Below are 23,754 nucleotides of genomic sequence, written 5' to 3' on the forward strand. Positions count from 1 at the left end.
TCTCAGTGACAACTTGCAATTTAAAGGACATCGAATAGTCCTTCTGTGTACGCTTAACGTACTGTGAATGATTGATTTCTTTCATAACGCTACTTTTTGTGTAACGCTATTTCAGGACGAGACAATTACATAAATTAAAAAGCTTTTAAAACAGCCCGTTGTTTTTAATCATTATAAATTCCGTCAGAAAGCCCTCAAAGTAATCTTTATCAGCTTACCACAGCTTATATTTGCAACGAAATCCATTGAGTATTTAACCGATTACAGGCAGGTGAAACTTTCAGAAATAATCAATTTAACAAACGCACGATTGGTGGCGGGTAAAAACATTGAATCGCATAATCTGACAAAGGCTTTTAGTTCAGACCTGATGAGTGATGTTTTGACCCTGGACGAAGAACATATTTTGCTTATTACAGGACTGGCTAATGTTCAACTGATTCGTACGGCCGAAATGGCGGACATCGAAGTGATGTTGCTTGCCCGAAACAAACGGGCAACAAAGGAAATGATAGATTTAGCCAACGAAGTGGGACTGGTGCTGCTCGAAACGCCCTATTCCATTTTCAAAGCAAGTGGAATATTGTACGAAAACGGACTGTTACCGGTGTATTGATATGAAAATGGAATTTGACATAGCAAGTGGTGATTTTAAACAGGCAGGACGAGCTTCTAGCCAGATTAAAAAGGTGCTCAAACAGTTGCACATCGACCCGAAAATCATCAAGCGCATTGTTGTGGCCATTTATGAAGCCGAGGTGAACGTGGTCGCGCATTCGGTGGGTGGAAAAATGACTGCTCTTTTCAAAGAGAACAGTATTGAAGTTACACTGACTGATAATGGCCCGGGTATAAAAGACATTGAGCAGGCTATGCAGGAAGGATTTTCAACGGCTACAAAAGCTGTGCGCGATATGGGATTTGGAGCCGGAATGGGCTTGCCCAACATTCGTAAGAATACGGATGAACTGAAGATTACAAGTGAGTGGGGAGTAGGAACTACTGTTTGGTTCAAAAATGAGTTTTAGGATGAAGGATTAAAACGCAGGAGGATGGATAAACTTCAAAAATATCACGCGATAAAAGTCAATGCCGACAAGTGCATGGGCTGTACCCATTGCATGAAAGCTTGTCCTACAGAAGCGATCAGGATTAGGGCCGGGGTGGCCCAGATAAATCCGGATCGTTGTGTGGATTGCGGTAACTGTTTGCGTGTTTGCCCGGTCGATGCATTTTATGTGGATCACGACGGCCTGGATCAACTCCGGAAATTTAAATATCGTGTGGTGCTGTTTCCGGCTGTAATGATCGGACAGTTTCCTGAGATTTATACAGAAGGAAGCATTTATGAAGCGCTGCTTAAACTGGGATTTACCCATATTTTTGAAGTAGAGCAACCCATTCAGTTGCTGATCGACAGTATTCGGGAACAGGTGGATGCGGCAGAGTCGAAACCATTGATTTCGTCGTTTTGCCCGGCCATTGTCCGCTTGATTCGCTACAAGTATCCTTCGCTGATCGATAATGTGGTTTTAATAAAAGCTCCACACGACCTGGCGGCAGAACACGCACTTGAATTGTTGAAGAAAGAAGGAGCCAGCAGGGAAGAGATTGGGATTTTTTATATATCACCCTGTTCAGCAAAAATGGCAGCGATAAAACGTCCGCTGGGGGAGAAGGAATCGATTGTTGACGGACTGATCAATATGAACGATCTCTATACGCTGATCATGAAAGTGATTTCAAAAAACGAAGAAGCAGATACTTCGTGTTGCCGCGATCAGCTTACCCGCGACGGAATTTTGTGGAGCCTGCCACGTGGCGAAGCCCGTCATTTTAAACGCAAATCGATGGCCGTTGACGGCATTCACAACGTTGTGAAAATTCTGGAACGCATGGAAAATGAGGATGTCCCGGAACTCGATTTCCTGGAGCTGAAATCGTGCCACCAGGGTTGTGCAGGAGGAATTTTGCTTACCGGAAACCGTTTCCTTACGGTGGAACGGTTGCAAAAAAGGGCCAAACGTTACCCGGTGGCCAAACCCAGTACGATTACCGATTACAACGTTGAAGAGTTAAAAGAACGACTCAAAATCAATCCCATTCAGCCCGATTATGTTTTTGCATTGGATCCCGACCGGATGAAAGCGCTCGAGAAAATGGAGAAAATGCAACGTATCTTGTGTCAGCTTCCCGGAATTGACTGTGGAGGCTGCGGTGCACCCAATTGCCACGCACTGGCCGAAGATATGGTGCAGGGCAAAGCCAAAATGTCGGATTGTGTTTTTCTGCAAAACAGGTATTTAAACGAAAATAAACTTACACTGGCCAGGGCTACCAAAAATCTTGAAAAAGCCTGGGGCAAAAACAGATTTGATGCAGACTGTAATAAAAGAGGAGGTAGAAATGAAGGTTTCTGATTTAGTTGAAAAATTCGGATTAAAAGTATTTTCAGGTGAAGCGGGACTTGACCGCGAAATAACGGGCGGCTACGTTTCCGACCTGCTGAGCGATGTAATGGGAAATGCCGGCGAGGGCGATGTCTGGATCACCCTGCAAACCCATCAGAATGTGATGGCCATTGCCTCGTTAAAAGACCTGGCCGCGGTAATTCTGGTTAAAGGGCATGAACCCGAAGAAGATACGCTGGAACACAGCAACGAAGAAGGTATTCCGGTGCTCGGTACCACACTGAACACTTTCGAAATTGCGGGAAAACTTTTCAATGTATTAAACCAGTAAAATGCAGCAGTTCCGGGCCGATCTACATATACACACCGTTTTATCGCCTTGTGCCGATGTGGAAATGTCGCCTGTGAATATTGTGCAGAAATCAAAAGAAGCCGGACTTTCGATTATCGGAATCGCCGATCATAATTCAACCAGGAATGCCTGGCTGGTAAAGGAACTGGCCGAAAAGGAAGGAATTTTTGTGCTTACCGGCGCCGAAGTTACCACCAAAGAAGAAGTACATTGCCTGGCCTTTTTTGAAAACAAAAGTGACTTGGCGGAATTTCAGACCTATCTTGAAGAAAACATTCAGCGCATTCCCAATAAAGATGGACACTTTGGATACCAGCCGGTGGTGGATGCCGATGAAAATATTCTGGAAATGATTCCCTACTACCTTACCTCGGCCTTGAAAAAAGGGATTTCCGAAATTCAGAAAAAGGTAGATGCGCTAAACGGGATTTTTATTCCGGCACATGTTAACCGGCCGCTGAACGGATTGTTTTCGCAGTTGGGATTTCTGCCACCAAGGCTTCGTTTCGATGCACTTGAAATTACCGGACAAACAAAATCCGCTCTTATTCGCGAACGATATAACATTGCAAACGACGTAACACTGGTGTACAATTCGGATGCACATTTTCCCGAGGATATCGGGCGAAATTTTTCGTCGTTTTATTTGGAAGAACTAAATTTTAACGAAATAAAAATGGCGCTGAACCGGCAAAACAACCGTTACGTAGAAGCTCTATGAGAACACTTTCTGATCACATAATGGATATTGTTCAGAATTCGGTGAGCGCCGGAGCAACCTTGATTGAAATCATAGTTGAAGAGAACAAAAAAAAGGACATTTGTTCATTGAAAATCAACGATAACGGTTGCGGGATGGACGAGGAAACGCTTTGCCGTGCAACCGATCCGTTCTTTACATCGCGGAAAACAAGAAAGGTGGGATTGGGACTGCCATTACTAAAGCACAATGCCGAGGCTACCGGAGGCTTTTTTAGTCTGGAATCGGCGCCCGGAAAGGGAACCAACCTGCTGGCGGCATTTAAACTGTCGAACATCGACAAGCCACCACTGGGCGATATCTGGAATACCTTGTACCTGATGCTTCTGAGTTACGACAAAGGGGAGTTGATTTACACACATCAAACAGAAACAGGCACGTTCCGTTTTAGTTCGGATGAAATAAAAGAAGTTTTAGGCGATGCTTCTCTTCAGCAAAAAGAGATAAGAGAAGGAATTATTGAATTGATAAAAACCAACCTCAAGGAAATTGAGGCAACATAATAGAGAACAATTTATAACCGCAACAACATGGGAAAAATCAAATCACTGGCTGACCTCCGCAAAATGAAGGAAGAGGTACAGACGAAGATAAAGCTCCGCGAGAACAGCGACCACCCGGAGCAAGTGGTACAGGTTAAGGTAGGTATGGCTACCTGTGGTATCGCTTCGGGAGCAAAAGATACAATGAAATATTTTGTGGAAGAGCTCGAACAGGAAGCCATCGACGCAGTGGTTACTCAAACCGGCTGCATGGGCTATTGCTACGCCGAGCCAACGGTGGAAGTAACACTTCCGAAAAAAGATCCGGTGGTGTTTGGACACGTTACCAAAGAAAAAGTACACGAAATCATCGACAGCTACATTAAACGTGGCGAGCTGGTGGACGGAATCATTCCGGTAAATTTTAAAACCATTGACGACTAATCAAAACTGAAACTATGACCGATTACAAAATGCATCTGCTAATATGCGGCGGTACAGGATGTAAGGCCTCAGAAAGCGATGAAATAAAAAAAGAACTAAACCGGGTGATCGAAAGCCTGAAGCTGGAAGATGAAGTCCAGGTGGTATCGACCGGTTGTTTTGGTTTTTGCGAAAAGGGCCCCATTATTAAAGTTCTTCCCGACAATACCTTCTATGTTCACGTTACTCCTCACGATGCGGTTGAGATTGTTGAAGAGCACGTGGTAAAAGGACGGCCGGTGGAACATTTGTTATACACCGATCCTAAAACCGCTAAGCATGTTCCCGACTCGAAAGGGATGGATTTCTACAAAAAGCAGATCCGCATTGCCTTGAAGAACTGTGGTTTTATCAACCCTGAAAATATTGATGAATACATTGCCCGCGATGGTTATCAGGCATTGGGTAAATGTCTTACCGAATTGACTCCGGACGAAGTTATTAAGGAGGTGAAAGATTCGGGACTGCGGGGCAGAGGCGGCGGCGGTTTCCCCACCGGATTGAAATGGGAGATTACCAAGAATGTGGAGAATGACCAAAAGTATGTGGTGTGTAATGCCGATGAGGGCGACCCCGGTGCATTTATGGACCGTTCTATCCTCGAGGGTGACCCTCATGCTGTACTCGAAGCCATGGCGATTTGTGGCTATTGCATTGGCGCCGATACCGGTTTGGTGTACATTCGTGCAGAGTATCCGCTGGCCATTCAACGATTGAAAGTAGCGATCAAACAGGCTGAAGAATACGGTTTAATCGGAGACGATATTTTGGGAACAGGTTTTAATTTCAGAGTGGAATTGCGTTACGGTGCCGGAGCTTTTGTTTGCGGCGAAGAAACGGCGTTGATTCATTCGATGGAAGGCTTGCGCGGCGAACCGACATTCAAACCACCGTTCCCATCGGTTTCTGGTTATATGGGCAAACCTACCAACGTCAACAACGTAGAGACCTTTGCCAATATTCCGGTGATCATCAACAAAGGAGCCGCCTGGTTTAGCAGCATTGGCAGCGAAAAATCGAAAGGAACAAAAGTGTTCGCACTGGCCGGAAAGATCAATAACGTTGGTTTGATCGAGGTTCCAATGGGAACAACTCTGCGTGAAGTGATCTACGACATCGGTGGCGGAATCAAAAACGGGAAAAAATTTAAAGCGGTTCAAACCGGTGGCCCGTCGGGTGGCTGTTTGACACAGGAACATTTGGATATCCCGATCGATTACGATAACCTGCTTGCTGCCGGTTCGATGATGGGATCGGGCGGGATGATTGTGATGGACGAAGACGACTGTATGGTTTCCATTGCCAAATTCTATCTCGACTTTACCCTGGAAGAATCGTGCGGAAAATGCACGCCATGCCGCGTCGGTAACAAACGGCTTTACGAAATTCTCGATAAAATTACCCGCGGGAAAGGCGAAATTGAAGACATTGAAAAATTGAAAGAGTTGAGTGTGGTCATCAAAGACACTGCACTTTGTGGTTTGGGGCAGACTTCTCCAAATCCGGTACTTTCAACCATTCATAATTTCGAAAAAGAATACCTGGCCCACGTTCTGGATGCGAAATGTCCGGCGGGGCAGTGCAAATCGCTGGTGCGTTACGATATTCTGGAAGATGCCTGTACCGGGTGTACCTTGTGTTTCCGAAATTGTCCGGTGGGAGCCATTTCGGGTGAACGCCGTCAGCCACATTACATCGATCACAACTTGTGTATCAAATGCGGTGTATGTTTCGAAAAATGTAAGTTCAACGCGATTACAATTAGCTAACCCGGAAACTCTGAATAATTATGGATACAATAAATCTTACAATCGATCATAAACCTGTTGTGGTGAAAAAAGGCACCACAATTCTGGAGGCGGCGTCGGGTATCGGCATCGATATTCCTACGCTTTGCCACATGAAACTGGAAGATCTGAATATTGAAAATAAACCCGGAGGTTGCCGCATTTGTGTGGTAGAGGTAAACGGACGTCGTAATTTGGCTCCGGCCTGTTGCACCGAAGCAAATGAAGGGATGGAAGTCAATACGCATTCGATGCGTGTGATCAATGCCCGTCGTACGGTGATGGAACTTATTCTTTCCGACCATCCTTTTGACTGTTTAATCTGTGCCAAATCGGGAAACTGCGACCTGCAGGATATGGCGCACAACCTTGGAATCCGCGAAATTCGTTACCAGGGCGAACAGTCAACTTACCGCGAAGATACTTCACCGGCCATTATTCGCGAGGTGGACAAATGTATCATGTGCCGCCGTTGCGAGACCATGTGTAGCGAAGTACAGACAGTAGGAGTGCTTTCTGCCATTAACCGTGGATTTGAGTCGGTCGTTTCACCGGCTTTCGAAATGAACCTCGACCATTCGGTTTGTACCTATTGTGGTCAGTGTGTGGCTGTTTGTCCGACCGGCGCATTAACAGAAGTCGATGAAACCGGAAAAGTGATACGCGCCCTTTCTGATCCTACCAAAACGGTGATCGTTCAAACTGCACCGGCTGTGCGTGCTGCACTGGGTGAGGAGTTTGGAATGGAATCGGGAACACTGGTAACCGGGAAAATGGTTGCTGCGTTGAAACGCCTTGGTTTCGATTATGTTTTTGATACCGACTTTGCCGCCGACCTTACCATTATGGAAGAAGGAACGGAATTGCTGAGCAGGCTTCAAAAGCATCTTTCAGGTGACCCCGATGTGAAGTTGCCGATCCTGACTTCCTGCTGTCCGGCCTGGGTGAAATTCTTCGAACACCAGTTCCCCGAAATGAAAGATATTCCTTCAACTGCCCGTTCTCCTCAGCAAATGTTTGGTGCTATTGCCAAAACGTATTTTGCCGATAAACTGGGCATTAAACGCGAAGACCTGGTGGTGGTTTCCATTATGCCGTGTGTGGCCAAAAAATATGAATGCGGTCGCGACGAGTTCAAAACCAACGACAATCCCGATGTGGATCATGCACTCACCACGCGCGAACTGGGAGCACTGATAAAATTGTCGAGCATCGATTTCAAATCGCTGCCCAACGAGGATTTTGATAATCCGATGGGTGAATCGAGTGGTGCAGGTGTTATTTTCGGTACAACAGGAGGCGTGATCGAAGCTGCAGTTCGTACGGCTTACGAGGTTCATACACAGAAAGAACTTCCCCGTCTCGATTTTGAAGAACTACGCGGAATGGAAGGCATTCGTGAAGCGACCATTGATTTTGACGGGTTACCCATTAAAATCGGTATTGCACACGGACTTGGCAATGCCCGTAAACTGCTGGAAGATATTCAGGCCGGGAAAAGCGAGTTCCATGCTATCGAAATTATGAGCTGTCCCGGCGGATGTATTGGCGGTGGTGGTCAGCCATATCATCACGGAAATGCCGATGTGCTGAAAAAACGCCAGATGGCTTTGTATACCGAAGACCGGAACAAAACCATTCGGAAATCACATCTGAATCCATATATCACTAAGCTCTACGAAGAGTTTTTAGGAAAACCAATGAGTGAGAAAGCGCATCATCTGTTGCATACTGAGTATTTTGACAGGACATAGCAATGCATGAATGCGGGAATGATTTAATGCTTTAATTTTAAAATCACAGAAAATGCCAAAAATAAAATTAGCAGAACATACCATCGAACTCATTAAAACGATTTGTGCTGAGTTTGAAAACAAGGAAAACGAACTGATTAACGTTTTGCACCGGGTACAGGGAAAACTGGGGTACCTGCCTGCTGAAGTGCAGGAAGTGATTGCCAAAGAGTTAAAAACTTCGGTGGCCAAAGTATACGGTGTAGTTACGTTTTACAGCTTTTTTACCATGATTCCGCAGGGGGAAAACCCGATTTCCATTTGTATGGGAACAGCGTGTTACGTTCGTGGTGCCGAACAGGTGCTGAACGAATTTAAACGTCAGCTCAAAGTGGAAGTGGGCGAATCTACCGAAGATGGTAAATTCTCGATCAACTGTCTGCGTTGTGTGGGCGCCTGCGGGCTTGCACCCGTTGTTACGGTGGGCGAGAAGGTTTTCGGCCGCGTAGCTCCGTCGGATGTGAAAAAGATCATCGCCGAATACCGCGATGGTTGCTCCGCCGACAGCAAAACAGCTTAAAGCAAAATACAGATAATGATGATAGTCCCTTCGGTTCGCCGGAGGGATTTTTTTTATCCTGAAATGCTTTTGATAAACCGGATGGAATGTTCGTTGAAAATATCGGGCTGGTCGATGTTGCACACATGACCGCTGTTGCGGATCACTTCGAGCTTCGAGTTAAAATGTTTCTTTACCAGGTTCGATACCATTGGCAGAAACATATGGTCGCGGTCGCCCATGATGTAAAGTACCGGAGCTGAAGCTTCCTTGATCAGAAATTCCTGCAGATTTTGTTTGATTTCGGATGACATCCGAAGCCATTTTCGAAATTCCTTTTCACCCAAGCGAACCGCTTCTTTAATAAACAGTTTGCGCGATTCAATATCTTTTTTGTAAGGAATCAGTATCCATGCATTGATTTTATACAACCACATGTACGGAACGATTGAACTCAGTATTTTAGCTGTGTTCAGCAAAACTTTTATTCTGGAGTTGAACTGAATAACGGCGCCTCCCAAAATGATGGACTCAGCCCGTCCGGGAGCCAGTTTATCCATGGCGCGGATCACAATGCAACCCATTGAAATGCCAACCAAATGTGCTTTTTCAATCTGGAGATGATCCATTGTTTTGATCACGTCCAAAGCAATCTCATCAAATTGGTATATTTCTGCCTGAGTATATTCTTTTTTTGATCGTCCGTGCCCACGCAAATCCACCAACAACACGTTAAAGTGCTTTTTGAATTCACGCAGTTGTCTGAACCAAACAACGTTGCTTCCTCCTGCTCCGTGGATGAACACCACCCACGTTTGCGAAGTCTTATGTCGGAATACTTTATGGTACAACATGCCACAAATGTAGAATTTATTTAAAAACGACCATCAGTGCGAATTGTTGAATAATGTTAATTGCCGGCAAATTTATACTGAGGTACAAATAATTCGCGGTGAGTTTCAGCCAGCATTTCCTTTAGCGGAATGTTTGACGGAATTCGGGATGTGTCTATTTTGGCTATGTTTTCAGTACTTGGTAAAACTCCCGGAAACCAATGGCCTTTTTGTTCGAAAATTTTATACCGGTACTTTGCATATTCTTTCATGTCGTAACATTTCCATAACTTTCTTAGCCTAAGTACCTGCGGAATGTTAATGCCCGAAGGATCATTCTGAAGGTCGTAGCCGTCGTAGCTGGCAAAAGGATCGTCGCTTACGAAGCTGTCGAGTTGCAGCTTTATTTTTTGTTCCTGCCTCGACCAGGGAACTACACAGGGAAAAATGCCTTTCATTTCGTCGAAGTGTTCGCTTTCATTCATTCCAAAAGAAAGCGTGTGTATGGCCGGATTCTGCAAACAAAACCGGGCGTTCCATTGAATCGGAGTCAGGGGAGCTGTTGCGTTTCTTACTTTTTCGGGAGCTTTAAAAAGTTGTCCTCCCTTGTCGTTGGGCGAGATAATAAAAACGCCCAAGTCGTTGATCTGAGCCATGTTTACAGCCGCCAGGTTGCGCTGGTCGAAATAATAGTAATGGAGATTCACAAACTCAAACAATCCTGATTCTATGGTCCGGATAATTACTTCGAGTGGTGCATGGGTACTAAAGCCCACGTGCCGGATAATGCCTTCCTCTTTCATTTTAAGCAACTCCTCCACTGCGCCACCCGGTTTGCAGCTTTGTTCAAACAATCCGGCGGTATTCATCCCGTGCCATCCGTAAAAATCGAAATAATCGGTTTGGAGATCCTTCAGCTGGTTTTCAACTAACTTACGTGTGTCTTCAGCGGTGAGTGGATTTCCCTTGGTCATCAGCAGGTAGGAATCACGGGGTACAGCGAGTTCCTGGTTCAATACCTTTCCGTAAACGGTTTCACTTTTTTTGTAACCCCAGGCCGTTTCAATATGATTGATCCCCGCATCGAAAGCAAGGCGGACAGTATTCAGACATTGTTCCAGCGTATCTTTCGGAATTTCGTTTCGCGGATCTTCTGTGCCATGTTTAAAACGCATTCCTCCAAGTGTAATTACACTCAGGTTTTCTTCGGTTTTACCGAAACGCCGGTATTCCATTCCCTCTTTTTGATTCAGAATTGTTGCCATAAGCAAAATTTTCAACAAAGCTCTTTAATACGCTCAAAAGAGCTTAACAGGCGCCGGCAAAAATTGTTTGGCTTAACGTTCTCTTATTGTAGGTGTTGAAAAAAATAAGACCCGGAATATTTCCAGGTCTTACTGTTATTTGTTTTTTACATATTTAGTCAGCCATTCATTTTGCTCCCAGAGCATGTGGAGAATCGATTCGCGGGCGGCATAGCCATGACTTTCTTTGGGCAAAATAACCAGACGAACGGTGGCTCCCAATCCTTTTAAAGCATTGAAATAGCGTTCGCTTTGCAGGGGATAAGTTCCTGCATTGTTGTCGGCTTCGCCATGAATCAGTAAAAGCGGTGTTTTCATCTGATCGGCATGCATAAACGGCGACATGTTGTAGTAAACATCCGGCGCTTCCCAGTACGTCCGTTCTTCGCTTTGGAAACCAAAAGGCGTGAGAGTGCGGTTGTAAGCGCCACTTCTTGCAATTCCTGCGGCAAAAAGGTCGGAGTGGGAGAGAAGATTCGCGGTCATAAAAGCGCCATACGAATGACCTCCAACAGCCACCCGGTTGCGGTCGATGTAACCCCGTTCGTCAACTGCATCGATGGCTGCTTTACCGTTTGCCACCAGTTGTTTGATAAAGGTATCGTTGGGTTCCTTATCGCCTTCGCCAACAATCGGGAAAGCAGCGCCGTCCAGGATGGCATATCCCTGTGTCACCCAGAAAATAACCGATCCGTAACCCGGATAAGTAAAGGTGTGCGGCGATGAGGTAACCTGGCCCGCTGTGGATTTGTCTTTGTATTCGCGCGGATAGGCCCAAAGGATCATCGGTAGTTTTTCTTTTTTCTCCCGGTCATATCCCTCGGGTAAATAAAGCGTGCCCGATAACTCGATTCCGTCGTCGCGTTTGTAAGTAATGACTTCCTTATAAATTCCGTTGAGGCTTTCGATCGGATTTTTAAAGAAGGTGATCTGAACCGGAGCAATTCGTTTTTTTAAGTTACGGATGTAATAATTGGGAAAGGTTGTGCTCGCTTCAACACGAGTTAGCAGTTCCCCGTTTTTGGCATCCAGCACTTTTGAGATGTATTCCAGTGTTTCTTTTCCATCAGCCCGCCATAAGCGATTGTTTTCTTTTGTTTTCAGGTCAAATTCATCAAAGAAAGGTCTGATCCCTTCGGGAGAATAACCATTGCCGGTGAGGTAAACTTTGTTTTTGTTGATGGTTAGCGTGTATTTTCCCAGTTCGTTTCTGTCAGTAACAAAGTTTCCCGGATCGTTGTAGTAGTCATTCTCGTTTCGGTCGAAAAGAATTTCAGGCTCCTGTGTCGGATCGGACGGATTAAAAAGATAGGTTTTCACATTGCGGGTGTTCCACCAGCGGTCATAGGCAATCGCTGTTTCGTCGTTTCCCCAGGTAATTCCGATGTAACGTTGCTTTGTTTTCAATATCGAAACAGGTGCTCCGTCAAAAGGAGCGTTCAATGTAAATACTTCATCTCTGAAATCCACTTCGTTTGCCGGATCCCCCTCGTCAAGCGCTTTTACATAGTACAGTTCTGCAGGTTTATCGGTGCGCCAGCGTAAACTTCTGATTTCTTTTGTGGTGGCCATAAATCCCTGGGGGCGCACTTCTTCAAGCGGCACGTTGCGAACTACTTTGATTTCATTTCCGGTCTGGTCGTAAATCACCGTTTTTTGCGGAAACCGCTCTGAAGTAACAAGGTAGGAAAATGGTTTTTGAAGCGTTTCCACCAGGATATATTTTCCATCCGGAGAAAAACTGCAGTCGGAGTACATCGCTGTTTCTTTCCAGAATGCTTTTGCCCCATTCAGATCAACTGTGTATAACGTGGAACGAACCAGCTGTTCAAAATTAAATTCGTCGGCTTTGTCTTTTAAAAGATCCTGGTAGGTGCGGTTTTGGGCTTTGGTGCCGTCGCTTACCGAAACGCTCGGGCCTATTGGTACGGCGGTTGTTTTGTCGATTAAGGGTTGCCGGTCGTCGGGAATGAATTTCACAAGCAATCGGTCGCTGCTTTCGAACCATTCGAAGGGCGTTCCCAGGTTGGCGTTAAGTCTGGCATCGGTTAGTTTTTTGCAGGTGGCAGTTGCAATATCGAGCAGCCATAATTCAACACCTGTTGAAGTGGTTTGAGTAAAAGCCATTTTGCTTTGGTCGGGCGACCAGCTGAAATTGGCCATAGCCGGTTGTTCCGGAAGGCCGGAAACGGCTAGTTCATCCGGTTCTCCCACTTTCATCAGCGAGATGTTGGTGTAGTAACTGGTTCGGCTGCCAATGTTGGTTACCGGATTTATACGCAGCCCGGCCAGGCGCATTTCTGTTTCCGACAGCTCGGCAATGCTTTTAAAACGGCTTTTGTTCAGCAGAACAATGTTTTCATTTTTGTAGTCAAAAATTGGAGTTGGCACCCCGGGAGCATCAACCAGTTCGAGGATTTCTTTTGGCGGTTTCTGGTAGGTGAGATCTACCTGTGCGAAAGTGTTACTTACGATGGCCGCAACAGCGAAGACAATAAAAGCAGCTTTTCTCATAGAATTGTATCGATTTAAATTGGTGTCTATTTTACGAATGTATAAAAAACATTGGATGAAATGGTTCATCCTTAGGATTCATCGGGTAGTTTAAGCTAGCCGAAAAACCGTTTTTATCTCTGTATATGGAATTCAATTATTGCATCTTATGTGGTTCAATGGAGGAATGAATTTCCCATTATGGGAAGGATGAAAAGTTTGGCATGTCCGTAATGCTCATTAAATCAATTAGATATGATTTTTGGTCTGGTAGTTGCGTTTCGTGTGGCAAGCGACAAAGAATAACAAGGGAGAACGACTTCTACAAATTGGTTGGTTTTAGATTTAGGGTTTGTAAATATCAATCATCTTTTAAAAAGCGTCACTACGTTCTACCCGAGTAAAATAAAAAAACCGTTCGGCCTCGAACGGTTTTTTATTTTGGGTTCTACTTCAAAAAGCGCCACCACAAAGCTTCTACAACTTTGCTGGTAAATAATTTTAAATTAAATTGAGTTTGCGTCCTTACATTATAAAGTTCTGCGAATCTTCAAAAGGTAACCTTTCCGCCGGTAATTTATTCTGTTTTTAAATAGTTCCTATTCGGTCTTACCCGCAATAACATTCGTTGGAGGCAATTATGCGTACAATTGTTCAATCTGCTTTCTTTCGCAGGTCAAATGCCGGGATGTTCCCTGTTTTTGCCTAAAGTTTTTCTATGTCAAAGGTGTCTGAAACATCAGAGTCCAATTCCGATACAGCTGTTTTCTTGAGCAGTATATTTTTTCCGAGGAGATCATTTGAAAACTGGTTGTTTCTGATTTGCACGTTTTTGCAATATTCGAAGGTAAAGGTGTATTGCCGTGCGTGGTAAGGCTCAAATGTGTAGCTGCGGAATAATTCGTTTTTGTTGAATGTGATTCCATCCACCGAACGGGCAAACAGCACCGGGTAGTCAAAAGGATGAAAGCGATTGTTCTCAATTTTTATGTTCCGGTGAAAACAGGGAGTTGCTTCATCCAGTTTTGGGATTATGGGATAAACCGAAATAATCGCTTCGCAAAACTGGTAGGAGCTGGTGTTGCACAATTCTCCAAAGGTGTTGTTGCGGATGGTTACATCTTTCACCGCACCCGATTCAAACCAGCCATTGGCATCTCCCGCAATCAGGATGGCACTGCCACTCGATTCAAAGTTGTTGTTTTCAATCACCACTTTTCCTGGAGTAGAAACCAGCAAACCACGCGCGCGGCAGCTCTTAAACTGGCTGTGGGTAATCTCCACATCGGGCGACCATGTCAAATTTTCCAGTGCATCGCCTACCTCCAGTGTTTTGGGAACGGGTTTCGAAAAAGTCAGTACAAAAAAATCTTTACTCAGGGGTTGGAACGCCACCACTTCGCCTGATCCAATGGAGTTCATTCGTTCGTTTTCGATAAAGCTAATCCGGTCGCCTTTGTGCCCCCACACCATTCCGGAGCTCTGGTTGTGCATAAATTTGCATTTCAATTTGTTGCCCTCCATAATTTCCTGTACCTGAACGCTGGTGCCGTGAACATTGATCGGATCATCCATCAGACCCGCAAATTCGCAGTTGGTAACCTTTATCAATCCTTTACAATTGGATACCTGCAGGCCGTCGTCGCCGCCGCCAAAATAATGGTTGCGTGCCAGGTTCGGAATGGCGCGGTACTGATCGAAAGTAAGATCTTCGCTAAACTGCGCCAGAATACCCAGACCTGTGGCATGAAAAAGAAATAAATTCTGAACGGTAATATTTTTCGAATCGGTAATAAATACTCCCGAATGAGCGCGGCTGGCAAAGCGCATCACCAGGAAGTTTCCGGTTTTGGGTTTTCTTTCGAAATTGTTGTATAATCGGAGGATTCCAGGCATGGTGGCTACTGCCCTGTAGTCGCGCCAGTTACTGCCCAAACAACCACGGTCGCCGGTTTGCGGTACCACGTAACGGCCTTCGTTATCAAATTCCATGGTGCTGTTCCAGGGATTCAGGTTTTCGCCTTCCGGAAAATAGAGTTTATCGTTTTCAATCCGGTAGTCTACTTCTTTTTGGTTGATCGATAATTCGATGTACTGATCGGTGACTTTCATAACCTTGCCTTGTGCAATCAGCGGGTATTCCCAGTCAATTCGCAGATTTTTCAATACAATGTTTTGGCAATTGTCGAAAGTAAAAGGTTGCATCTGATCGTGAAAGATAAGCGTAGCCCCACGGCCGTCGATGGTAAGGTTCTTTACCTTTTCAAATAGAAAGGCACAAGCCTTGGGATTGATGTCGGAAGTATTCGATTCGAAATAGGTTTTTTTGGTGCACTCGTAGGGATAAAAATGGTATTCTCCCGGACTAAACAACAATACTTTTGGCTGATCCCCCTGAATATCCTTCAGCGCTTCGTTGATGTATTTAACCGCATCTCTATCCCTGGTTTTATATAAGCCGTAATCCCTTAAATGAATATAAAGGGTGTCGTTTGGAGTATCGACAGCGGTGGCAGGCTGAGTAAAACTAAACAGTACTGCAAGGATAAGAAGGAATAGGCTTGTCTTCATTTTTTTGATATTTGTTGCAAGATAATAATCCCGCCGCTAAGGAATAACGGATTACAGCATATTTTTAAGCCCGGCGATGTGCTGCAGTTTTACCCAGTTGGGGTGTTTGGTTTCTTCCTGGGTTTGTTCGTGAATCCAGGTAATGTGAAAGGGAATGTGAATACCAAAGCCTCCCAGCTGAAGTACCGGTTCAATATCCGACTTGTAGGAATTTCCGATCATCAGAAAATCTTCAGCCTCGATTTCGAGGTGGCTGAGCAGTTTTTGGTAATCGGCCGGTCTTTTGTTGCTCATCACTTCCACATGATGAAAATATTTTTCCAGTTTCGATTTTTCCAGTTTTCGCTCCTGGTCGAGCAAATCGCCTTTGGTTGCCACAATTAACTTGTAGCTTTTGGATTTCAGGTACTCCAGCGTATCAATTACACCATCCAGCAATTCTACCGGCTGATTGATTTGTGTTTTCCCCAGTTTAATAATCTGCTCCAGTATTTTCGGCGGCACTTTGTTCCCGGTAATTTTCAGCGCAGTTTCGATCATCGAAAGCACAAAGCCTTTGGTGCCGTAGCCGTACTCATCCAGGTTGTTTATTTCAGTGGCAAAAAGTACCTCCATGGTTTCATCCGATGTACTGAATTCGGACAACAAAGCACAAAACTTTTCTTCGGTTTCGCGAAAAAAGGTCTCGTTTACCCAAAGGGTATCGTCGGCATCAAAAGCAATTACTTTGAAGTTCTTTTTCATTTGTTGAAAAGGTTTTACAGCGCCAGGTTAACCACCGTAATGCCGGAACCGCCAAAATCCACATGCTCGTCTTTGTAACTGCGCACCATGGGCTCGGCACGCAGGTATTCGCGGATGGTTTCTTTCAGAATGCCGTGGCCTTTCCCGTGAAGGATACGCAGTTGCCCGACTTCAAACATAATGGCTTCGTCGATAAATTCGGTAATTTTTGAAATGGCTTCATCTACCCGTTTGCCACGGACATCGATATCGGGCTTAAAAGAAAGACGGCGTTCCGAAAAATTCTCGCCCAACACCGAAGGCTTGCCGTAACGTTTTTTGTCGATCTTTTTGGCTTCGTTGTTACTGATGCGCTCCACGTTTTTACGCGGAATGGTCGTCATCAGCTGGCCAAAAGCCACAATCGCATTTTTCTCGTTTACTTCGATGAGGTCGCCAATGGTATCCTGCCCTTTGATGCGGACTTTATCTCCGGGGCGCATCTCGATCCGCTCTTCCAGCTTTTCTTTCTGAATCGGTTTTTTCGATTCCTCGGGGCGGCGTTTGTTGCGCTCTTCTTCCCGGCGCTGAAGCTTCGAAAGTTTGCCGGCGAGCTGTTGATCGTCACTGGCCGATTTTTTCCCCACTTCTTTTTTCAGCCCTTCCAGGTCTTCGCGCATTTGCCGGGTTTTCTCCTTGTCGGCCTGCGCATTTTTTATTTCGCGGATGGTGTTCTCAATCCGTTTGTTCACATCCTTCAGCAAAGCATCGGCTTCTTCCTTTGCTTTTTTCAGGATCTCCTTGCGTTGTTTCTGTATTTCTTCCAGCTCGCTCTGGTAACTTTCGGCCGTGTCGTCGAGTATTTTTTCCACCTTGCGGATCTTCATCCGTTTGGTTTCCCAGTAGCGTTTGTCGCGGTCGATCTGCCGCAGGTTGCGGTCGAAATCGATGTGATCCTGCCCGATCTTTTCGGTGGCTTTCTCCAGTATTTCTTCCGGAAGCCCGATTTTTCGCGCAATTTCAAAAGCAAACGAACTGCCGGGTTTCCCGATCTCCAGCTTGAAAAGCGGGTTCATCTGGTGCGAATCGTAGAGCATGGCGCCGTTTACAATTCCATCAGCCGACGAAGCAAAATGCTTGAGGTTGGTGTAGTGCGTGGTAATCACACCAAAGGTGCGCTGCTGGTTCAGCTTGTCGAGGATCGACTCGGCAATGGCGCCCCCCAGCATCGGTTCGGTACCGGTTCCGAATTCGTCGATCAATACCAGTGTTTTTTCGTTGCAGTTGCGCACAAAATGCTTCATATTCATCAGGTGCGAACTGTAGGTACTCAGGTCGTTTTCGAGCGACTGCTCATCGCCGATATCGATAAACAGCTGATCAAAAATACCGGTTTTGCTGCCGTCGTTTACCGGGATCAGCAAACCGCACTGCAGCATGTACTGCAAGAGGCCGGTGGTTTTCAGACACACCGATTTTCCCCCGGCGTTGGGCCCCGAGATCAGCAAAATATGTTCTTCTCCCGTGAGTTTAATGTCGAGCGGAACAATTTGTCGTTTTTCCTTTTGAAGCGTTTTCAGCAAGAGCGGATGAATGGCGTGGTACCATTCAATGATCGGCTCGTCGCGAAAGTCGGGACGTTGTGCATCGAATTCGACGGCCAGCAAGGCTTTGGCCCTGATAAAATCGATCTCACCCAGAAAGTCGTACGAATACGCCAGCTCGGTGAGGTAGGGGCGGATGTCGTTCGAGAATTCGGTAAGAATGCGGATGATCTCGCGGCGTTCGGCATATTCCAGTTCGCGAATCTCATTGTTCATCTCCACAATCTCCGATGGCTCAATGTACGAAGTTTTTCCGGTAGCCGATTCGTCGTACACAATGCCTTTCAGCTTGCGTTTGTTGGCTGCCGGAACCGGAATCACTGCCCGCCCGTCGCGGATCGATACCGAAGCGTCGTCTTCCACCCAACCGTCTTTTTGCGCCTGTTTCAGAATGCTTTGCAGCCGTTTCGACATGTTGTTTTGCATGTTGAAAATGCTGCGGCGAATCTGCGCCAGCTCCGGTGAGGCGTTGTCGCGGATCTTCCCGAATTTATTCACGATCGTGTCGATGCGGTCGTAAATATAGGGGAACACCTGTACGTTGGCGGTTTTTTGCTTCAAGAGCGGAAAAACCGCTTCCTCCTGTTTGCTGAAAAAAGTAACGATGGCACGCACGGCTTCGAGCGAGCGTTTCAGGTCGAACAGTTCCTGGGGCTCCAGGAAACGGCCTTCGATGCGGATCTTTTGCAGCGCTGCCCGCAGGTCGTAATAATGCCCGGCCGGGAAATTGTCGTACTCGCGCACAATGCGGCAAAACTCTTCAGTCTCGCCCAGTTGCTGCAAAAGGACTTCGTGCGAGGTCTGGAAATGCATTTCGTCCACCCACTCGTTACCCATGGTGCTGATACATTTGGCATGTAACATCTCGCGGATGCGGTCGAAACCGATTTTCGCCTCAAAATTATGTGGATAAACGTTGTTCATTGCCCCGCAAAAATACAGTTCAGAGATGAAAGTTCAAAGTTCAGGGTTCAGTATTCGGAGCATTAAGTGCAGTGATTAGTAGTCGGAGAATCGTTCTGAATGAATTTGTAGGGAGAGGCCCTATGTATTACAAGCATAGGGCCTCTCTATAGGTCGAAAAGAGAACGTTTTTACCTTCTCTTTTTGTTATAAGCCGCTAAAATCAACCTGTTCAAAAAGAATAGAAGGAGTTCTCCAGGATGAATTGAGGTTTACATCCTTGCCGATTTCACCAATGCCCGACCATAACTGGAGCATGTTTCCGGTGATATTCATTTCGGCCACCGGTTTTGTGATTTTACCGTTTTCAATCAGGAAACCTTCAATTCCATACGAAAAATCGCCGGAAGTGCCGTTGCTGTTACCTCCGTTAAACCCGGTAACAAAAATCCCTTTTTCCACCGAGGCGATCAGGCCCTGAAGGTCCTTGTCGCCTGTTTCAAAAACAAGGTTGGTGGTACTGCCGCTGGTTGGAGCCATTTCCAGCTTTTTCCCGTAATAGGTATCGATGTAATAGGTTTTCAGAACACCTTTGTCGAATATCGTACGTTTTTGAGTAGCCAGTCCTTCGCCGTCAAATAAACGCGAACCGCGACCTCCTAAAATAAACGGATCGTCGGTTAAGGTAAGCTTTTCGGAAACTACCTTTTCGTTTAACTTGTCGATGAGGAAAGAATTCTTTTGCTGAATTTCGGCTCCACTCAGCGCATTGATCAACGGCCCGAACAGGCGTCCGACCTGGCGGTTCTCAACGATCATGGGCATGGTGCCCGATTTTATCTTTTGCTGCCCGATTTTACTCAGCGCTTTTTCCAGCGCAATACTCCCGGCTCCCTCTTTTTTTAGGTTAGCGTATTGAATGGCGCTTTCGTTCCAGCCACCTTCGGGGCGTGCGTCGCCACCTTTTACCGATACCGATGTGTAAATGCCAAATACCGAATTGGCCGAGTCGCCTTCAAATCCGTTACTGGTAACCATTACGCGTTCGTTTTTACTGTCGTAATAACTGGCCGAAACCGAAATTAGCCGTTCGTCTTTTCCGAACACTTCACTTTCAGCGTCAAAAGCCAGTTTTATTTTTTCCTGCGGATCGATCTTCTCAAAATCTGTGTCCAGCAATTCCAGGTTCTCGCCTCCGCCTTTGTAGTAGAGTTCCGGATCGGGTAATGTTCTGAATTCGTCTTCCGAAAGAAAGCGTGTGCCGGCAATTGCTTCTTCAATAAAATGTGCCAGCTCTTCTTTTTTCAGACGGCTGGTGGAATGTGCCGAATATCTGCCATCCACAAAAAGACGAATCGAAAGGCCGCTTTGGATAGCTTGTTCCAGTTTGTCGATTTTTTGCTCGCGTACCTCCACGCTGCTGCTAACGCTGTTGGCAATGGTTACGCTTACCTGTTGGGCACCGTTCTCCAGGGCATGGTTCATGGCCCATTTGGCGAGATTATATTTTTCTTCTTTAGTCATTTTTTTAGTTTTTAGCCGCGGGCTTCAGGAAGCAAGTTGAGGAAACAGTTGAATTCTTACTTTGAATAGCTCGCACGTTGAACTTAAACACTGAACTCTTAATAAATTAGGCATTGGTGCCACCTACCGTCATTTTCTTTACCAGAACAGTTGGCAGTCCCAGTGTAACCGGAACAGATTGTCCGTCTTTCCCGCAGGTCCAGGTGCCACTGTCGTTTTTGTAATCGTTGGCGGCCATGGTAATGTCGGCCAAAGCCTGCGGCCCGTTTCCGACAATGTTGATGTCTTTGATCGGGCGGGTGAGTTTTCCTTTTTCGATGATATAGCCTGATTTCACAAAGAAGGTAAAATCACCAGCACCGATTTTTACCTCGCCGTTGCTGAAATTATCCACATAAACACCGTAATCCACCTGCGACAGAATATCGTCAACGGTATGTGGTCCGTTTTCCATGTAGGTTGAACGCATACGTGGCAATGGCATGTGGCGGAACGATTCGCGCCGACCGTTTCCGGTTGGTTCCACTCCGTAATATTGCGCACTAATCCGGTCGTGAATGTAACTGTTCAGGATACCGTCTTTTACCAGGTAGGTTTTCTGTACGTCGTTGCCTTCATCGTCAATATTGATGGCGCCACGGTCGTAAGGCAGTGTTCCGTCGTCGATAATATTGATAAAATTTTCGGCTACTTTTTTGCCAAACTTATCGCTGAAAATAGAGGTTCCCTTGCGGTTAAAATCGGCTTCAAAAGTGTGCCCAATCGCTTCATGAAGCAAAATTCCCGAACCTCCGGCGCCAAGTACTACGGGCATTTCACCTGCTTTCGGTTTGCCGGCTTCAAAAAGAATATTGGTTTTTTCAATCGCTTCGTTGGCAATTTCGTCCACCAGCTGGTCGGTCATAACTTCAAACCCGGAGCGGAAAGAACGGGCGGCGTACGAATTTTCGATCTGTCCGTCTTTTTCCATCACACACACTGCTCCCAAACGCATCATCGGGCGGTAGTCGTAGGTCAGTCGTCCTTCCGAGTTGTAAAACAACACATACGAAGTTTCATCACCCAGGAAAGCATTTACTTTGCTTACCTTTTCGTCGAGGCTAAAAACCTTATCGTTTATTTTTTGTACAAATGGCACTTTGTCCTGAATGGTAATATCGGTCCATTGTTTTGAAATACGGTAGAAATCTGCCGGCGCTTTTTCATTTATACCAACCGGAGTAAAATCTGTCGGTTGGTCAGCAATATTGGCTGCCAGCTTTGCTGCTTTCAGCATATCTTCCATGCTGATGTTTTCGGAATAGGCAAAACCGGTTTGGTCGCCTTTTAGTACCCGGATTCCTACACCAAAATCGACATTGGAATAGGCTCGGTTTACTTTTCCGTCTTCCAGCGAGATGCTGTTGGTAATTTTGTGTTCAAAATAAAGGTCGGCATAATGGCCTCCTTTGCTCATGGCTGCTGCAATTACTTTCTGCAGCATTTCGGCAGACACCTCAAAATGGTCTAAATAACTTTTCACGTTCGCTGAAATTTGTTCGTTATGGCACGATTGCAAAAATGTGGGAAGCATGACACCCCCTGCTGCAAACATACCACTTGTTTTGATAAAACTTCGTCGGTCCACATTCATAGCGGTTTATTTTAAGTGATTTTTGATCCCGAAAACAACTGATTTGTATGCTGTCGCGACGATTTGTTACAAGTTGGCCCGATTTTGCCTCTCGTTTTTTCCGGTGTGTGATAAAAATCGTGAAATGGATGCCTTCGGACTGTTTTTTTATTTTGAAGAAAAAGGACTTGTAAATGGGCTAGGGTGGTAAAAAATGGGGTGTAGTATTAAAAATAATAGATTGAAAATAAAATATCCTATTTTAATTTGTGGTGGATCGTAAAAGAAACATTAGTTTTGGGTGGTAGGTGGCAAAAAGTTGGAGGGGTGTTGTCAAAAATCTATTTTTAATGTAAATTTTGTATTAATTCTATACAAAATGATATAAAACGACGATAACTGATTTCATTTAATCATATTTTTGTGCTGAACAGTTATAGATCATCCATAATTTAAAATAATTTATTACACTATGAAATCAAAGTTGGAATACATTTGGCTGGACGGTACTGTACCAACTCAGCAGCTGAGAGCAAAAACCCGTGTTGCAGAAAACTTCAGCGGTAAGTTGGAAGATTGCCCGGAGTGGTCATTCGACGGTTCTTCAACTAATCAGGCTGCAGGTGGTTCTTCTGACCTTTTGTTGAAACCGGTATTTATTTGTCCTGATCCTGATCGCAAAAATGCATATTTGGTGTTGACTGAAGTATTGAATGCAGATGGAACGCCTCATGCTACAAACGGTCGTGCTCACATCGAAGAAGAGGACGAAGATTTCTGGTTCGGTTTCGAGCAGGAATATTTCCTGTATGATCCGCAAACTCGTCTTCCGCTAGGTTTCCCTGCTGGTGGTTTCCCGCTTCCACAAGGACCTTACTATTGTGGAGTAGGTGGTTCTAAAGCTTTTGGCCGTCAGATCGTGGAAGAGCATTTTGATCTTTGTTTGGAAGCTGGTTTGAATGTTGAAGGTATCAACGCAGAAGTAGCTGCCGGACAATGGGAATTCCAGATTTTTGCCAAAGGTGCACACAGCGCCGGAGACCAGATTTGGATGGCTCGTTTCCTGTTGGAGCGTACTGCTGAAAAATATGGTGTTGACGTAGAATGGCATCCAAAACCACTGGGTAAAGAACTTGACTGGAACGGTTCTGGTATGCACGCCAACTTCTCTAACGGTTTAATGAGAACTTGTGGCGATGAAAAAGTCTTCACTGCAATTTGTGAAGAATTCGGAAAACACATTACAGAACATATCTCAGTTTACGGTGCATACAACGATCAGCGTTTGACTGGTAAGCACGAAACTGCTGCTATTACTGATTTCAGCTATGGTGTTTCTGACCGCGGCGCTTCTATTCGTATTCCTGTTGGAACAATTGAAGCGGGTTGGAGAGGTCGTTTGGAAGACCGTCGTCCTGCTTCTAATGGCGACCCGTATAAAATTGCGGCTGTTATTATCAAAACAACAAAAAAAGCAATCGTTTAAGTTTATATTTGACTAGTCCTAAATAAGCGTTACAGATTATTGGACTAAGTTAATAGATTCACAGACCGTTTCAAAGCTAGCTTTGAAACGGTCTGTTCTTTTATAGCTTTTAATTTTAATGGTATCTTGTTTGT

General features: G+C 45.4%; 19 protein-coding genes. 11 read left to right on the forward strand and 8 right to left on the reverse strand.

What is annotated here, in order from left to right; genetic code table 11:
• The first annotated feature begins 271 nt into the window (after positions 1-271).
• From MR764_RS19665 to MR764_RS19710, 10 genes are read left to right on the forward strand one after another with little or no spacing between them, the layout of a single operon-like run.
• On the forward strand, positions 272-616 hold the full coding sequence (locus MR764_RS19665) for a hypothetical protein (protein WP_247981167.1): 345 nt from the start codon (positions 272-274) through the stop codon (positions 614-616).
• 7 nt (positions 617-623) lie between these two features.
• Positions 624-1,028 carry an ATP-binding protein gene (locus tag MR764_RS19670; RefSeq protein WP_247981168.1) on the forward strand — a complete coding sequence of 135 codons (405 nt, stop codon included), beginning with the start codon at positions 624-626 and terminating at the stop codon, positions 1,026-1,028.
• Between the two features lie 24 nt (positions 1,029-1,052).
• On the forward strand, positions 1,053-2,420 hold the full coding sequence (locus MR764_RS19675) for a [Fe-Fe] hydrogenase large subunit C-terminal domain-containing protein (protein WP_247981169.1): 1,368 nt from the start codon (positions 1,053-1,055) through the stop codon (positions 2,418-2,420).
• A complete protein-coding gene (locus tag MR764_RS19680) occupies positions 2,377-2,742 on the forward strand; it encodes a DRTGG domain-containing protein (RefSeq protein WP_247981170.1) in 366 nt (121 codons plus the stop codon). Before MR764_RS19675 ends, MR764_RS19680 begins: the two co-directional genes overlap by 44 nt.
• 1 nt (position 2,743) lies before the next feature.
• The gene (locus MR764_RS19685; RefSeq protein ID WP_247981171.1) at positions 2,744-3,484 is read left to right on the forward strand and encodes a PHP domain-containing protein; all 741 of its coding nucleotides are present in this window, start codon (positions 2,744-2,746) and stop codon (positions 3,482-3,484) included.
• Positions 3,481-4,026, forward strand: coding sequence for an ATP-binding protein (locus MR764_RS19690; RefSeq protein WP_247981172.1), 546 nt, complete (start codon positions 3,481-3,483; stop codon positions 4,024-4,026). The genes MR764_RS19685 and MR764_RS19690 overlap by 4 nt, the downstream gene beginning before the upstream one ends.
• A gap of 27 nt (positions 4,027-4,053) precedes the next feature.
• Complete coding sequence (locus MR764_RS19695; protein WP_247981173.1) at positions 4,054-4,449, forward strand: (2Fe-2S) ferredoxin domain-containing protein; 396 nt, start codon at positions 4,054-4,056, stop codon at positions 4,447-4,449.
• A gap of 14 nt (positions 4,450-4,463) precedes the next feature.
• Positions 4,464-6,257 (forward strand): NADH-quinone oxidoreductase subunit NuoF, encoded by a 1,794-nt coding sequence (locus tag MR764_RS19700; protein ID WP_247981174.1) that lies wholly within the window; start codon positions 4,464-4,466, stop codon positions 6,255-6,257.
• A gap of 20 nt (positions 6,258-6,277) precedes the next feature.
• A complete protein-coding gene (locus tag MR764_RS19705; protein WP_247981175.1) occupies positions 6,278-8,029 on the forward strand; it encodes an NADH-dependent [FeFe] hydrogenase, group A6 in 1,752 nt (583 codons plus the stop codon).
• 52 nt (positions 8,030-8,081) lie between these two features.
• Positions 8,082-8,588: an NAD(P)H-dependent oxidoreductase subunit E gene (locus MR764_RS19710; protein ID WP_247981176.1), complete on the forward strand. Its 507-nt coding sequence runs from the start codon at positions 8,082-8,084 to the stop codon at positions 8,586-8,588.
• A 53-nt stretch (positions 8,589-8,641) separates the two neighbouring features.
• Here MR764_RS19710 and MR764_RS19715 read toward each other — a convergent pair whose 3' ends face one another.
• The 8 genes from MR764_RS19715 to MR764_RS19750 form a co-directional block, all read right to left on the reverse strand.
• On the reverse strand, positions 8,642-9,421 hold the full coding sequence (locus tag MR764_RS19715; RefSeq protein WP_247981177.1) for an alpha/beta hydrolase: 780 nt from the start codon (positions 9,419-9,421) through the stop codon (positions 8,642-8,644).
• Between the two features lie 56 nt (positions 9,422-9,477).
• Entirely contained in the window at positions 9,478-10,665 is a 1,188-nt protein-coding gene (locus MR764_RS19720; protein WP_247981178.1) for an aldo/keto reductase, read from the reverse strand.
• Positions 10,666-10,800: 135 nt separating this feature from the next.
• Positions 10,801-13,218 carry a prolyl oligopeptidase family serine peptidase gene (locus MR764_RS19725; protein ID WP_247981179.1) on the reverse strand — a complete coding sequence of 806 codons (2,418 nt, stop codon included), beginning with the start codon at positions 13,216-13,218 and terminating at the stop codon, positions 10,801-10,803.
• A 684-nt stretch (positions 13,219-13,902) separates the two neighbouring features.
• Entirely contained in the window at positions 13,903-15,768 is a 1,866-nt protein-coding gene (locus MR764_RS19730) for a right-handed parallel beta-helix repeat-containing protein (RefSeq protein ID WP_247981180.1), read from the reverse strand.
• Positions 15,769-15,819: 51 nt separating this feature from the next.
• A complete protein-coding gene (locus MR764_RS19735; protein ID WP_247981181.1) occupies positions 15,820-16,512 on the reverse strand; it encodes an HAD family hydrolase in 693 nt (230 codons plus the stop codon).
• A 14-nt stretch (positions 16,513-16,526) separates the two neighbouring features.
• Positions 16,527-19,019: a Smr/MutS family protein gene (locus tag MR764_RS19740; protein WP_247981182.1), complete on the reverse strand. Its 2,493-nt coding sequence runs from the start codon at positions 19,017-19,019 to the stop codon at positions 16,527-16,529.
• Between the two features lie 186 nt (positions 19,020-19,205).
• A complete protein-coding gene (locus tag MR764_RS19745; RefSeq protein WP_247981183.1) occupies positions 19,206-20,522 on the reverse strand; it encodes a TldD/PmbA family protein in 1,317 nt (438 codons plus the stop codon).
• 106 nt (positions 20,523-20,628) lie between these two features.
• Complete coding sequence (locus tag MR764_RS19750) at positions 20,629-22,044, reverse strand: TldD/PmbA family protein (RefSeq protein ID WP_247981184.1); 1,416 nt, start codon at positions 22,042-22,044, stop codon at positions 20,629-20,631.
• Between the two features lie 562 nt (positions 22,045-22,606).
• Here MR764_RS19750 and MR764_RS19755 point away from each other — a divergent pair.
• Positions 22,607-23,620 (forward strand): glutamine synthetase beta-grasp domain-containing protein, encoded by a 1,014-nt coding sequence (locus MR764_RS19755; RefSeq protein WP_247981185.1) that lies wholly within the window; start codon positions 22,607-22,609, stop codon positions 23,618-23,620.
• The last annotated feature ends 134 nt before the right edge of the window (positions 23,621-23,754 follow it).

Origin of the sequence: Maribellus sp. YY47, from assembly GCF_023111095.1 — a bacterium.
Taxonomy (GTDB): Bacteria; Bacteroidota; Bacteroidia; order Bacteroidales; family Prolixibacteraceae; genus Draconibacterium.

What these genes read in the sequence shown, in the direction of transcription:
- MR764_RS19670 (WP_247981168.1), top strand. Translation starts at nt 624, where the DNA reads ATGGAATTTGACATAGCAAGTGGTGATTTTAAACAGGCAGGACGAGCT.
- MR764_RS19675 (WP_247981169.1), top strand. Translation starts at nt 1,053, where the DNA reads ATGGATAAACTTCAAAAATATCACGCGATAAAAGTCAATGCCGACAAG.
- MR764_RS19680 (WP_247981170.1), top strand. Translation starts at nt 2,377, where the DNA reads ATGCAGACTGTAATAAAAGAGGAGGTAGAAATGAAGGTTTCTGATTTA.
- MR764_RS19685 (WP_247981171.1), top strand. Translation starts at nt 2,744, where the DNA reads ATGCAGCAGTTCCGGGCCGATCTACATATACACACCGTTTTATCGCCT.
- MR764_RS19690 (WP_247981172.1), top strand. Translation starts at nt 3,481, where the DNA reads ATGAGAACACTTTCTGATCACATAATGGATATTGTTCAGAATTCGGTG.
- MR764_RS19695 (WP_247981173.1), top strand. Translation starts at nt 4,054, where the DNA reads ATGGGAAAAATCAAATCACTGGCTGACCTCCGCAAAATGAAGGAAGAG.
- MR764_RS19700 (WP_247981174.1), top strand. Translation starts at nt 4,464, where the DNA reads ATGACCGATTACAAAATGCATCTGCTAATATGCGGCGGTACAGGATGT.
- MR764_RS19705 (WP_247981175.1), top strand. Translation starts at nt 6,278, where the DNA reads ATGGATACAATAAATCTTACAATCGATCATAAACCTGTTGTGGTGAAA.
- MR764_RS19710 (WP_247981176.1), top strand. Translation starts at nt 8,082, where the DNA reads ATGCCAAAAATAAAATTAGCAGAACATACCATCGAACTCATTAAAACG.
- MR764_RS19715 (WP_247981177.1), bottom strand. Translation starts at nt 9,421, where the DNA reads ATGTTGTACCATAAAGTATTCCGACATAAGACTTCGCAAACGTGGGTG.
- MR764_RS19720 (WP_247981178.1), bottom strand. Translation starts at nt 10,665, where the DNA reads ATGGCAACAATTCTGAATCAAAAAGAGGGAATGGAATACCGGCGTTTC.
- MR764_RS19725 (WP_247981179.1), bottom strand. Translation starts at nt 13,218, where the DNA reads ATGAGAAAAGCTGCTTTTATTGTCTTCGCTGTTGCGGCCATCGTAAGT.
- MR764_RS19730 (WP_247981180.1), bottom strand. Translation starts at nt 15,768, where the DNA reads ATGAAGACAAGCCTATTCCTTCTTATCCTTGCAGTACTGTTTAGTTTT.
- MR764_RS19735 (WP_247981181.1), bottom strand. Translation starts at nt 16,512, where the DNA reads ATGAAAAAGAACTTCAAAGTAATTGCTTTTGATGCCGACGATACCCTT.
- MR764_RS19740 (WP_247981182.1), bottom strand. Translation starts at nt 19,019, where the DNA reads ATGAACAACGTTTATCCACATAATTTTGAGGCGAAAATCGGTTTCGAC.
- MR764_RS19745 (WP_247981183.1), bottom strand. Translation starts at nt 20,522, where the DNA reads ATGACTAAAGAAGAAAAATATAATCTCGCCAAATGGGCCATGAACCAT.
- MR764_RS19755 (WP_247981185.1), top strand. Translation starts at nt 22,607, where the DNA reads ATGAAATCAAAGTTGGAATACATTTGGCTGGACGGTACTGTACCAACT.